The 12,392-nt window shown below is 29.8% G+C and carries 10 protein-coding genes and 1 pseudogene; 9 read left to right on the forward strand and 2 right to left on the reverse strand.

Going from position 1 to position 12,392, the window contains the following annotated elements; translation table 11 throughout:
- Nucleotides 1–40 precede the first annotated feature (40 nt).
- From CLHOM_RS17825 to CLHOM_RS05030, 4 genes and pseudogenes are all read left to right on the forward strand, one after another.
- A pseudogene (locus CLHOM_RS17825) lies at nt 41–648 on the forward strand (amino acid--tRNA ligase-related protein).
- A 116-nt stretch (nt 649–764) separates the two neighbouring features.
- Nucleotides 765–1,382 (forward strand): TetR/AcrR family transcriptional regulator, encoded by a 618-nt coding sequence (locus tag CLHOM_RS05020; protein WP_052220600.1) that lies wholly within the window; start codon nt 765–767, stop codon nt 1,380–1,382.
- Nucleotides 1,383–1,415: 33 nt separating this feature from the next.
- Nucleotides 1,416–1,919 carry a flavodoxin domain-containing protein gene (locus tag CLHOM_RS05025; protein ID WP_052220601.1) on the forward strand — a complete coding sequence of 168 codons (504 nt, stop codon included), beginning with the start codon at nt 1,416–1,418 and terminating at the stop codon, nt 1,917–1,919.
- 43 nt (nt 1,920–1,962) lie between these two features.
- Nucleotides 1,963–2,349 (forward strand): FMN-binding protein, encoded by a 387-nt coding sequence (locus CLHOM_RS05030; RefSeq protein ID WP_052220602.1) that lies wholly within the window; start codon nt 1,963–1,965, stop codon nt 2,347–2,349.
- Nucleotides 2,350–2,513: 164 nt separating this feature from the next.
- Here CLHOM_RS05030 and CLHOM_RS05035 read toward each other — a convergent pair whose 3' ends face one another.
- Together CLHOM_RS05035 and CLHOM_RS05040 are read right to left on the reverse strand one after the other, a co-directional pair.
- Nucleotides 2,514–5,909, reverse strand: a complete 3,396-nt coding sequence (locus tag CLHOM_RS05035; RefSeq protein ID WP_052220603.1) for a FecR domain-containing protein — start codon at nt 5,907–5,909, stop codon at nt 2,514–2,516.
- Nucleotides 5,910–5,912: 3 nt separating this feature from the next.
- Nucleotides 5,913–7,706 carry a CHASE2 domain-containing protein gene (locus CLHOM_RS05040; RefSeq protein ID WP_052220604.1) on the reverse strand — a complete coding sequence of 598 codons (1,794 nt, stop codon included), beginning with the start codon at nt 7,704–7,706 and terminating at the stop codon, nt 5,913–5,915.
- A 163-nt stretch (nt 7,707–7,869) separates the two neighbouring features.
- Here CLHOM_RS05040 and CLHOM_RS05045 point away from each other — a divergent pair, with 163 nt between their 5' ends.
- Genes CLHOM_RS05045 through mscL form a run of 5 tightly spaced genes read left to right on the forward strand, consistent with a single transcriptional unit; the run spans nt 7,870 to nt 12,218 of the window.
- Nucleotides 7,870–9,513, forward strand: a complete 1,644-nt coding sequence (locus CLHOM_RS05045; protein ID WP_152909095.1) for an Ig-like domain-containing protein — start codon at nt 7,870–7,872, stop codon at nt 9,511–9,513.
- 27 nt (nt 9,514–9,540) lie between these two features.
- Entirely contained in the window at nt 9,541–10,710 is a 1,170-nt protein-coding gene (locus CLHOM_RS05050; RefSeq protein ID WP_052220606.1) for an HD-GYP domain-containing protein, read from the forward strand.
- Nucleotides 10,697–11,392 carry a DUF3307 domain-containing protein gene (locus tag CLHOM_RS05055; RefSeq protein WP_052220607.1) on the forward strand — a complete coding sequence of 232 codons (696 nt, stop codon included), beginning with the start codon at nt 10,697–10,699 and terminating at the stop codon, nt 11,390–11,392. Before CLHOM_RS05050 ends, CLHOM_RS05055 begins: the two co-directional genes overlap by 14 nt.
- A 19-nt stretch (nt 11,393–11,411) precedes the next feature.
- Nucleotides 11,412–11,750, forward strand: coding sequence for an arsenate reductase family protein (locus CLHOM_RS05060; protein ID WP_052220608.1), 339 nt, complete (start codon nt 11,412–11,414; stop codon nt 11,748–11,750).
- Between the two features lie 36 nt (nt 11,751–11,786).
- A complete protein-coding gene (gene mscL, locus CLHOM_RS05065) occupies nt 11,787–12,218 on the forward strand; it encodes a large-conductance mechanosensitive channel protein MscL (protein WP_052220609.1) in 432 nt (143 codons plus the stop codon).
- Nucleotides 12,219–12,392 lie beyond the last annotated feature (174 nt).

A 12,392-nucleotide genomic window follows, 5' to 3' on the forward strand; every position in this document is an offset into this window, starting at 1 on the left:
TTTTATTTATTGAAAAATAACCAAAAAGGAGATTGAAAACATGGAAAGAATAATGATAAATGAATTGAAAAATTATATAGGTAAAAAGGTTCAAATCAAAGGATGGCTTTGCCATTCAAGAAAACTTAAAAATATTACTTTTATTATACTAAGGGATAGAACTGGACTAGTACAATGTGTAATTGAGAATAAATATATGGATATTATTAGAAATTAATTTAGATACTATGCTAAATAATAGAGTTTTAAGTTTACGACATGAAAAAATCAACTCAATATTTAAAATTCAAAATATCATAGTGCAAGGCTTCAGAAGCTTCTTAATCAAAGAAGGGTTTACAGAAATATTTACTCCTAAAATAGTAGCTGAGGGAGCTGAAGGTGGTACAGAACTTATTGTTTAGGGGTATTGAGATTACAACAGGTGGTCAAAGAATTCATGAGTATGATATGTTGATTAATAATATAAAGTACAAAGGACTATCACCTGAAAAATATGAAAGCTATACTTCAATATTTAAATATGGGATGCCTCCTCATGGTGGTCTAGCAATTAGACTTGAGAGAATAACTGCACAGTTAATAGGACTTGAAAATGTCAGAGAGGCATCATTAATACCAAGAGATAGAACAAGATTAATCCCGTAATAATTAGAATATAAGCTTGAAAAATACTACCCTATTGACAAGGGTTATGGAGTAATCTATAATAAATTAAACAGTGTTTAATAATTAAATTATGTTTAAAAGAAAGGGTTATTTACTTGAGCAGAGAACGTCAATTAAAAAAGCAAGAAGAAATTAGAAAAATAATCTTAGAAGCTGCAAGAAATATAATATTGAAAGAAGGTATCCAAGGACTATCTATAAGAAAAATAACCAACGCCATAGAGTATTCTCCAGCAATTGTATATCATTACTTTAAGGATAAAAACCAGATAGTTGAATCAATAGCAACTGAGGGATACGAAAAAATATTAGCAGCAATTAGGTCGGTGAAAGTAGATGAGAATAGCCCAGAGAAAGAAATAGAAGAAGTATTTAGAAAATATATAGAAGCATCTCTTTTACATCCTGATGAATACAAGGCCTTCATGCTTTGTGAGGATAGTACTGTTTTAACAAAGACTTGTATCCTAGAAAGAGGAATAAGTGAAAAAAGCCAGACTATGAAGTTGTTAGATAGCTGCATAAAAAAAGGGATAGAGCAAGGAATTTTTGAACCTTATAATGAAGAACTGACCGCACAAATTATTTGGACTTCAACCTTTGGACTCATAATAAAGATTATATTGGAAAAGGATATTTCTCAAGAACAGATTAATAGACTGATAGACCATCATTTCAATATATTGTTCAGAGGTATTATAAAAAGGAAGTAATCTTTTGGTATAAAAGGTAGGAGGTATTAAAAAATGAGGAATTTAATATTATATGCAACTAAACATGGTTGTACAAAAAAATGTGCTGCAATACTATCCCAAAAACTAGATGGAGAGGTTGACTTGTTTGATTTAAAGGAAATAAAAGGAGTTAATTATGACCAATATGATAAGGTGATTATTGGAGGATCAATTTATGCTGGAAGAATTCAAAAAGAGGTAAGCCGGTTTTGTATAGAAAATATAGATAAATTAAAAGAGAAAAAGCTAGGGCTTTTTATATGCTGCATGAATGAAAGTATAAAAGAAACACAAATAAATACCTCCTTTCCAGAAGAATTACTAAATTCAGCAGTTGTTAAAGACAGCTTTGGAGGAGAATTTAATTTTGATCATATGAATTTTATGGAGAAAACCATAGTTAAGATGATTTCAAAGAGCGACCCGAATCTTCCAAAGGTAGATGGAAAAGAAAATATTTCGAAGCTTTCAGAAGACAGTATTAATAAATTTGCTGAGAAGATCAATAAGGCTTAAGTTTAAATATTTAAGAAGATTTTTATAAAAGGGAGATAATTAAATGAAATCTTTTTTTAAAATACTATTTTCTATAATTATTATTTTTATATTGATTTCTGGAGCTGGGTTATTTTATCTTTCAAGAGGCCTCGAGGATGGCAGAGAGCTGAAAATAAATAATGTAAAATTATCTCAAGTAAATGATGGAATATATAGTGGAGAATATAACTCTGGAAGATGGTCAAATAGTGTAGAAGTTACAATAAAAAATCATAAGATTACTAAAATAAATGTAGTTAAGGATGTTACTTTTTCAAAGAAAGATGTAACTGAAGAGCTCATCACTAAGATAATTAAAAATCAAAATACAAATGTAGACGTGGTTTCTGGTTCAACAGTAACCTGTAAGGCTTATCTTAAAGCCATTGAAAATGCCTTAAAAAAATAATAATATAGTTTAGATATACCATTCATATGTTTTAGCTGTTAAAAATTTTGTCATAATTAATCTAGTACAAGTACTTCAAATAGGGATGTTAAAGTTAATAAGTTAATATAAGAATAAAGCATGTTAAAAACCACCAACTTCAATTAAAAAGTTGGTGGTTTTAGCTATTGTGCTGTAATTATTTCCGACAATGGACTTGTATTTCCGTTAAAGTCACTAAAGTATATTTTGTAAGTTGATCCAGTAGTACCATTGATATCACCTAAACTAAAGATAAGAGGACCAGTACCAGGTACATCACTAGGGTTAAGAACAAGTTCATAACATTTTTCATGATTACTAGAATTAACAATAGTAATTTTATAATATTCATATGATTCTAGATTGTTTATGGTAATGCTGTCTTCATTTTCAGCTGTTCCAAAGTTTAATTGAATATCATTAATATTTGGTGTATCCATTACCATTACCTCATCTGACAATTCACTTTCATTGCCGAATTCATCAATTAACTGAACTTGAATCTTATCTCCACTAGCTAAGCCAGTAGCTATAGGTATATAGGTATCATAATTTTTCTGAATATTACTAGAGGTGATTAAAGTTCCGTTAATGAATATATTTATAGAACCTTTGTAATTACTATTGAGACTTATTTCTCCTTTATTCCCTAATACAGTAAAGCGATTGTAATAAATATGATTATACATTTTACTAGGTACTTGAACTACATCGGATTTAGCAGAAATATTTCCATCTTCATTTAATATAGCAACCGCTATGGTATCATAAGAATCTATGCCATCATCAATGCTTATATCAAGGCTTCCGTTTTCAGGTATGGATACAGGCGATAACATATTTGCATTTTTGATTACAGCGGCGAATATTCCATCTATAGATTTAATTTTTACCTTTTTCTCCGAGGCTGATAAGATAAACCTGATATTTTCAGCATTAGAGTTTGAATTTTTAGGTTTAACTTCATCATAGGTTACTATACCATCTGCAACCCAAGGTGATTTCATTTGTCCATTGACAAATCTATAATATACTGTATCACCAGAGGTAGTGCTTGCATCTGCAAGAAAAGGAGTTAAAGGTAGAGTTCCTTGATATAATTGGTAAAGCTCGTATTCAGCATCTGCGGTATCACTTGGAATTCCCGATTTTGTAGTTATAACTTCCAATTTTTCGTAATAATAAGGGAAATCATTTCCTATAATTACCACATTTTTCACTTCTGGATTACTGTTGTCAAAGCTTAAATTTTCTACCGGAGGAACAAGTACAGATACCATTTCAGGAGTTAAATGTATTGAAGCATATTTTTTTACTTTTCCTTCATTATCAGTAGCTAGCAATAAAAGATCTTGGTAAGGTAATGCTTCAATATCTTCTCCTTGTGTATAATCTATTGCACCATCAATAATTCTGTCATAAGTAATAGTGTCATAATAATAATTATTATAATCAAAAACTTTTACCTGCCACTTAGTAGCTTCAGGGATATCATTTATATTTTTTAGAGTTTCAATTTTAGTAGTTCCATAGCTGGAACCTCCGGTGCCTGGCACCGGAGAAGAGTACTCAGTATCTATTGTTAGCTGTTCAGCTGGTTGTGCATGTATTACAAAAGGCATAGAAGGAACAGTTAAATTTGAAGATACAAGTTCTCCAGGAATTATTAGGATAACCCATTGGTTTTTATCTATATTGTAATTAGGTTCGGCTGCAATGGTTAGATCAAGAGTATTGTCATTAACAAGAGTAGCAGTAAATCCATCTCTTAATTTAGACCACTGATCATAGTTGCTATCTGTATAAAAGCTATCATATAGTTTGTTTAGCTTAGAAGTATCACTTACAATGTCTTCAACCCAATTCCCTTGTTCAGTTCCTAAGGTAATTGTAAGGATAGCTTCATCACTATTGAGTGTATTTTCACATAGGTTTTCTATACCGGAAATCGTAGGAATGTACCCATTACCATCATCTATTATCTTCCCAATTATAACATCATTATTTATATTTCCATAAATGTCTTTTATGACATCTTGATTAAATTGAACCTCGATAGTACCTTGAGAATATACAGAAATAGGGTGTTCTAAGTATAGTGCTAAAAACGGATTATTTGACATATTATCAGAGTAACTCCATTGTACTTCATCAACATTAACATCTTCAGTAGTTTCATAATCAATTATTTTTATACTAGAATTTAAAAGTAAAGTACTTGGAGTGGTTATTGCTAAGGTATCTGCATGTAAAGATTCATTAAATTGTATAATAATAGCATCTTCTGAAGTTAAGAAACTATTTAAAATGGTTCCAACAGGAGGAGTAGTGTCATAGCTAGATACTTTAGCAGTTAATACACAATTAACTGGCTGACCTTTTAAAAACCCAGTAGTAGCTATAGGTGTAACTTCAAAGAATATATACTTGTCTAAATCTGATTCAGTTAAAGTGTAATTTAAAGAAGTAGCATCTTCAATTTCAGCTTTATCTAAGCCATCAACACTAGATCCTCTGTACCATTTAAATGTAGAGGTTCCTTCAATATCATTATCCCTGTCAGAGTAGGTATACATTCCAGTAAGAGTATTACCAACCTTAGAATCGCCACTAATAGATAAATTTATTGCTACTGGTGCAGAATTAGGTATTGGATCAGGAGGTGGAGTATATCCCGTATCATTATTTGCTGGGATTTCAGGAGCTACCACAGGATCATAGCTGATTTGTGGTGGTGTTTTTGGCTCATTTTCAGTATTTGGTTTATCCTTCTCTTTTTGATCTTCTTCTATTTTTTTCTCTTCAATTATCTTATCTAGTTTATTAAGTAATTCTGGGTCGGACTCAGTTACACTATTTTTATAAGATTCAAGCACAAATGAGTTAAGATTTTCTAATTTTAATGGTTGCTGAATAATATCATCTTTATTTTGTATTGTATCATCAACTTTTAAGTGCTGATCTTTTTCTAAAACCTTTTCTACTTTTTCTATATTAGGAGCACCATCTGGTTGAGCAGTTGGAATGTAGGTTTCTGCAAAAACTGTACCTTCCAATACAGCTATTTCAGATTGTCCTTCTTCTTGAGATACATAAAATTTAGTTCCACGGACTCCTGCGATGGTTGTTGAAGTTTTAATTTGAAATTTAGAGTCTTTATTTAATTTTGTTTTTACATTTGCCCATACTTTACCTGCTTGCAAGGTGAAACTAGACTTACTAGAGTTTTTAGATATTTCTTTTGAAAGCTCAGTAATACTAAGCTGAGTATTGTCACCGACAGTTACTTCTTTGTCTGAATCGATGTCAAGGGTGGCAGAGGATTTTTTGCCTGTAATTATTGTGTCACCTTTTTTTAAACGCATTCCTTTAAAGGCTGAGATTTTTTTCTCTCCACCAGATTTTTTTACATATACACTTCCTTTGTAGCTTGATATAGTTGCAACTGAGGCTTCAGCAAAGGCAGTTACTGAAAAACAATTAAATATTAAGGAAAATAATAAAAAGAATTTTATAATATTTTTATAGGTTTTCTTCATTATTTAAACCACCTTCTCCAATTGATAAATTTCAACTCCATTAGCTTTACCTTTAACTTTTATTTCTCCAAGAGGAGTAACTTCAACCTTGTCTTTAACTAATTCGTAGGTAGATTTGCTTAGAAGAATTTGTCCAGCTTTTGCGTTGCTTTCAAGTCTTGCAGAGGTATTTACTGTATCACCGATTGCAGTATAGTCCATTCTAAATTTAGCTCCAATATTACCTACAACAGCATAACCTGTATTTATTCCTATTCCAAATTGAACACTTTTACCAAATTTTTTTTCTAATTTTTCTTGAAGTGCAATAGAGCCTTGCTTCATAGCCCAAGCCGATTTTACTGCTCTGTAGGCATGATCCTCTAAGTCAAGGGGTGCGTTGTAAATAGCCATTGTTGCATCTCCAATAAACTTGTCTAGAGTACCGCCTTCATTAAAAATAGATTCGGCCGTTAGATTTAAATAATCGTTTAATATTTCTACAATTTCTTCTGGCTGAGCCTTTTCAGATAGAGGAGTAAAACCTCTAATGTCAACAAAAAGAACTGTAATAAATCTTCTTACACCTCCAAGATTTAGACTTTTTTCTCCACCTTTTAGTATTTGATCAACAACTTGAGGTGCAACATATTTGCCAAAGGTATCAGTTATTTTTCTTCTTTCAATATATTCATCAATGTAACTGTAAATTATTAGCATAATGTTAATTGAAGCCATTAAAAGTAATGGATATACTATTTTAATAATTATTCCTTTAGAATAAGTAAAGTTTGCAATAACTAAATAAAATCCCATTAAGACCAATAATAGAACAGAAGCCTTAGGAGGAGTTAATTTTTTAAATAATAAATATGAAGCAATTCCTAAAAGAACTAGAATTAATAGATTTACTTTATCAGATACATATGTTTTAAAGTTATTGTACAGGTAATTTTGAATTAGATTAGCGTGAATTTCTATTCCATACATTTGATAATTTCTAGAAGCAGCAGTGAAAAACCTGTCCTGCAATCCAACTGTATATGGCCCAATTAGGATTATTTTTCCTTCAAAATATGAAGGATCTATTGTACCGTCAAAAACGTCTGCTATAGAATGACATTCAAAGGTTCCAGGGGCTCCTGAAAAATCTATGTAATTTTTATTCCAGATTTCTTCTTGTTTAGCAAGGAGCTTACCTGAGTTCAAGCCATTTTTTACAGCTTCCTTGTAGATTTCATATGAAAAACTATTAATTTTTTTACCATCATAATTGATGTTATCGTAAAATCTTCTTATTATTTCACCATCTTTATCGCTAGGAAAAACATTTATAAAACCACTTTTACTGACTTCTTTTAATTCTTCCATTGGCTCTTCCACGGTAGATACTTCAAAATTTCGAATATCTTTATTATATTTTCTTTCAATATTTTCATAAGAAGTGCTTTCAATATTTCCATAGGAGGCTAGTACAACATTTCCAGCTTTTTTTATAGAGTCTATAAGGGCAAGGTCTGACTCAGGTGAGTCGGATTTATCAGAAAAAATTATATCCACCCCAATAGCTGCTGATTTTCCTTTAGATAAAATATCAAAAAGCTCTGAATAAACTTTTCTATCCCAAGGAAAGGTGCCGAATTCTTCTAAGCTTTTTTCGTCGATTCCTAGAATAACAATATCTGAGTCAGGGTCCTTTTGCTTTTGAAATTGAGCATCCTCTACATAATTTTCTAATTTAACAAATATATCATATTGAGAAAATATACAAAAAAGAAATATGAGTGCTAAGGCAAGGTACTGCGATTTTATTTTCACATTTAAATCCTCCTGATTGATAAAAATTAATGTTTGAAAAGTAATATTGTTTTTGATATTGTATAATTATAACATTATTATACAATAAATATAAAAGTGGGTATAAGATTATTTTACTAAAAATAAATATTTTTTATGAAATGAGGAAGATATTGTGATAAATATGAAAAAAATTATATTTTCTTGCGTTGGCTATATATTCATTAGTACTTTCTTTAATGCAAAAGCTTTAGCTTTAGCTTTAGAAGTAACTGCTGATGATTTAAATAATAGATTGATAGAATTAACATCATCAATGGAAGTCAAAGTTGATAATGGATCATGGACATACTATTCTTCAAATATGAATCTTGATTTATCAGGAGATAAGAAAGTTTCAGTAAGAAACAAAATTCAAAACTCAAATAATTATGAAGTAAAAGAGTTCACATTTACTTCAACTCCAATTTTATCCTCATTGAGCAATTTTGCCGGATCTGGACAAAATATTTTAAAGGATGGAACTAAAAGCATAAGCGGATTTAATTATCCTAGCAGCATAGTTCTTGATAGAGATGGTAATATAATTGTAGTTGACTCTTATAATAATTGTATAAGAAAGATATCAGGAGATAACGTAACAACAATTGCAGGTTCTATAGATAAAAAAGACAGTTACGGATTTCCAATGGGAGATTATGCTGATGGAGATGCACTGAATGCAAAATTCAATAAACCTAAAGATGCAGTAGTAGATTCTAAGGGGAATATTTTTATTTCAGATTCATGTAATAATGTAATTCGTAAAATAAACAATAATAAAGTATATACTTTTGCAGGTACTGGGGAAGTAGGATTTACTAATGGAGAGGGCAAAACTTCTAAATTTAACCTTCCATCAGGAATTACAATAGATAAAGATGATAACCTATATGTTGCAGATAGTTTAAATAATGTAATAAGAAAAATCACTCCTAATGGAGTAGTGTCTACTTTTGCTGGAGTGCAAGGAGAAACTGGAGGATACAAAAATGGAGCACTAAATGAAGCTATCTTTAATGAACCTTCAGATATAATTATTGATAGTAAGGGGGCTTTTTATATAACAGATTCAGGAAATCAGGTTATAAGAAAGATATACAATGGACAAGTAACTGCCATATCAGGAAGTGTAGATGGTAAAATTGATAACTCGGATTATATGGAAGGAGGTTATGCAGACGGAATTGCATCAGAGGCAAAATATAATTTTCCCAAAGGTATTAGCATAACTGATGAAGGTGTTTTACTGGTTGCGGATACTTGGAACAATATGATTAGAGCAATAAAAGCTGATGGAACTGTTTCTACTATTACTGGCTCTGAAATTGTAAATGAGAGTGAGTCAAATGAGAATCTTGTACAATTAAATAAACCTACAGATGTACTTTATTCTAAAGGATATATTTATATTTGTGATTCTTGGAATAATTCTATACGAGTAATGCCTTTAAGTAAAAATGAGGACAGGAACTTTTTTCAGTTTCTAGAGCCTACTGCTCCTGTTCAAACAGTTAAAGAGGATAAGCTATGGAAAATAAATTTCAGTAAGGAAATTGATGAAGATTCGATAAATGGTAATATCTTAATTTATAATAAAAGCAAAAATCTAGAAGTAAGTATTACCCCAGAACTTTCCACAGATAAAAAATCAATTGTTATAAAACATAAAGATAATTTTATTGTGGGAGATGAATATGTAATTTATGTAAAAAATAATATCATAGGTATAGTTGATAAACAATACATTAGAAAGCCAATTATGTTTGAATTTACAGTTTGCAAATAGTGATTATTTTACATTGGAGGTGGACTCATGGAAGTATCGATTTATATTTTTGCATTGGCTATCATTATTTTATTTTGTATATTCGGGTACCTCTTATATATTAAAGAAGCTCAATTGAATAAATACAAAAATCTCTTTGAAATAGGAAGAAAGATTACTTCAAATATTAAGTTAAATAAGCTCATGGAAGAAATAATTACAATTGCAAAAAATGAAACACAAGCTGAGGCTGGGTCACTTTACATTGTAGACGAAGAAAAGCAAGAACTATGGTTTCAAGTAGCACTTGGAGAAAAAGGTGATTTACTAAAAGAAATTAGGTTAAAAATGGGTGAAGGTGTAGCTGGATGGGTAGCTAAAGAGGGAGTAACTCTTAATATTAGAGATGTAAATAAGGATTCCAGATTAAAAAAAGAAATAGGTAAAAAGATTAATTTTAATCAAAAGGCTATGCTTACTTTGCCTATTAAATATAAAGACAAGACTATTGCGGTTATACAGTTAATAAATAAAAAAGGCGGGGAAGTATTTACTGAAAAGGATGAAAAGTTTATTGAAGGAATGTGTAGTCAAATAGCCATAGCTCTTGAAAATGCTCAGTTATTTAAAAGAACTAAAGAGCTTTTTATAGATTCCATTAAAGCTCTTGCAAGCGCTGTGGATGCAAAAGATCCATATACTAATGGACATTCGGAAAGAGTCACTGAATATTCCTTATTGATAGCTAAAGAAATGGGAATGGATGAAGAAAAAATTGAAACTCTAGAATATATGGGCTTACTTCATGATGTAGGTAAAATTGGAATTAAAGATTCTATTCTAAATAAGCAAGCACCTCTTGATAATGAAGAATTTGTTATTATGAAGACACATCCAAGTATAGGTTCTAAGATACTATCTACAATGAAATCTTTAAATATAATAATACCTGGGGTAAAATATCATCATGAAAAATTTGATGGAACCGGGTATTGTGATGGACTCAAAGGAGAAGAAATACCTCTTGAGGCTAGAATTATTGCTGTTGCAGATACTTATGATGCAATGACCACTGATAGACCTTATAGAAAAGGACTTTCACATGAAATTGCCATGGAAGAAATAAATAAATTTTCAGGAAAGCAATTTGATCCTAAAATTGTAGAATATTTTAACAGAGTTATGAAAAAGAGGTTAATATCAAATGATGAACAATAGCTTTTTTGTTATTTTTATATTAGCCCATTTAATTGGAGATTTTGTACTGCAAACGGATAAAATAGCAAAAGAAAAAGCATCTTCAATTAAAGGAGTTTTCGTTCATTCTTTAATTGTTATTTTAGTACAAATGTTGTTTTTAAGTGTATTTGGAATAAAGGGAATAATTTCTGGATTAATATCAGGAAGCATCCACTTTTTTATTGATTCTATAAAATTATATATTAGTAAAAATATATTCCTTAAAAATAAGCAGACTTTATATTTTTTATTTGACCAAGCTATCCATATAGCTATCATACTTTTTCTTACCCTTACCTTTGGTAAAGAGCTTGGAGAAAATTATAAGGAGCATATTGGATATTTAAAATATGCAGTATCAATAATAACCTTAACTTATGCTTCAACAGTCGCTTCTAAAATATTAATTTTTGATTTAGATTTAGTGCCAAAAGATAAAGGGTTTTTCATGAAAGATGAAAGAATATTAGATGCTATTGTTGCTATATTAATTTGGATTATTATTGGTTTTATCAAATGGAAATTACTTATTATTGCATTGATACTTGTTTTGTTTTCATTATATTTAGCTCTTGGGAAAAAGCTTTATAAATATTATAATAAAGTATATTTTATAAAATATATTGTGTATCTGATTGTATCTTTGATTCTTAAATTTTAAAAAACTCAGGAGAAGAAATATGAATATACAAATTTTTGGCATTAGTAAATGCTTTGACACTAAAAAAGCAGAAAGATATTTTAAGGAAAGAAAAATTAAATACCAGTTTATTGATTTGAATGAAAAGGGATTAAGTAAAAGGGAACTAGAAAGTGTTAAAAATTCTGTAGGATTAAATAATCTTATAAATGCAAATTCAAAAGAATATAAAACCCTTAATATGGAACACATAAGAAATGCTATCGTTAAAGAAGAAATACTTTTAAAAAATCCCAAATTATTCAAAACACCTATAGTAAGAAACGGCAGTAATGCAACTGTAGGGTATGAACCTGAAATTTGGAAAGGCTGGGAGTAATTAATGTTAAAATATTGATTTACAGGAGATGATAAAATGTTAAAAGAATTTAAGCAGTTTGCTTTAAAGGGAAATGTTATAGACTTAGCTGTAGGTGTTATAATAGGAGGCGCTTTTGGGAAAATAGTTACATCCTTAGTTAATGATATTATAATGCCTATAATAAGTTTACTTGTTGGAAGAGTGGATTTTTCAAAGCGGTTTATAGACTTAAGTGGTAAGGGGTATGAAACCTTAGCAGCAGCTAAAGAAGCTAATGCAGCAACTATAAACTACGGTTTGTTTTTAAATAATATAGTAGACTTCTTAATCATATCATTTTCAATTTTTATTGTAATAAAGCAAATTAATCGTTTTTCTAAAAAAGAAGCTCCTGCACCAGCTACAACAAAGGTATGCCCTTATTGCTGCAGTACAGTACCAATAGAAGCTAAAAAATGTGCTCATTGTACTTCAGATTTAGAATAAATAATATAAAATACAGAATATATTTATCATAAAACTGGCAATTTTAGGCACTTACATATATGTAGGTGCCTTTGTATTTCTGAAAACTATTACATATAAACAATCTGTAAATATATATTAAGTGATATGGTAAATTATTTTTTAGATGCTATAATATACTAATATAATTTGGAA

Source organism: Clostridium homopropionicum DSM 5847, from assembly GCF_001263795.1.
Classification (GTDB): domain Bacteria; phylum Bacillota; class Clostridia; order Clostridiales; family Clostridiaceae; genus Clostridium_H; species Clostridium_H homopropionicum.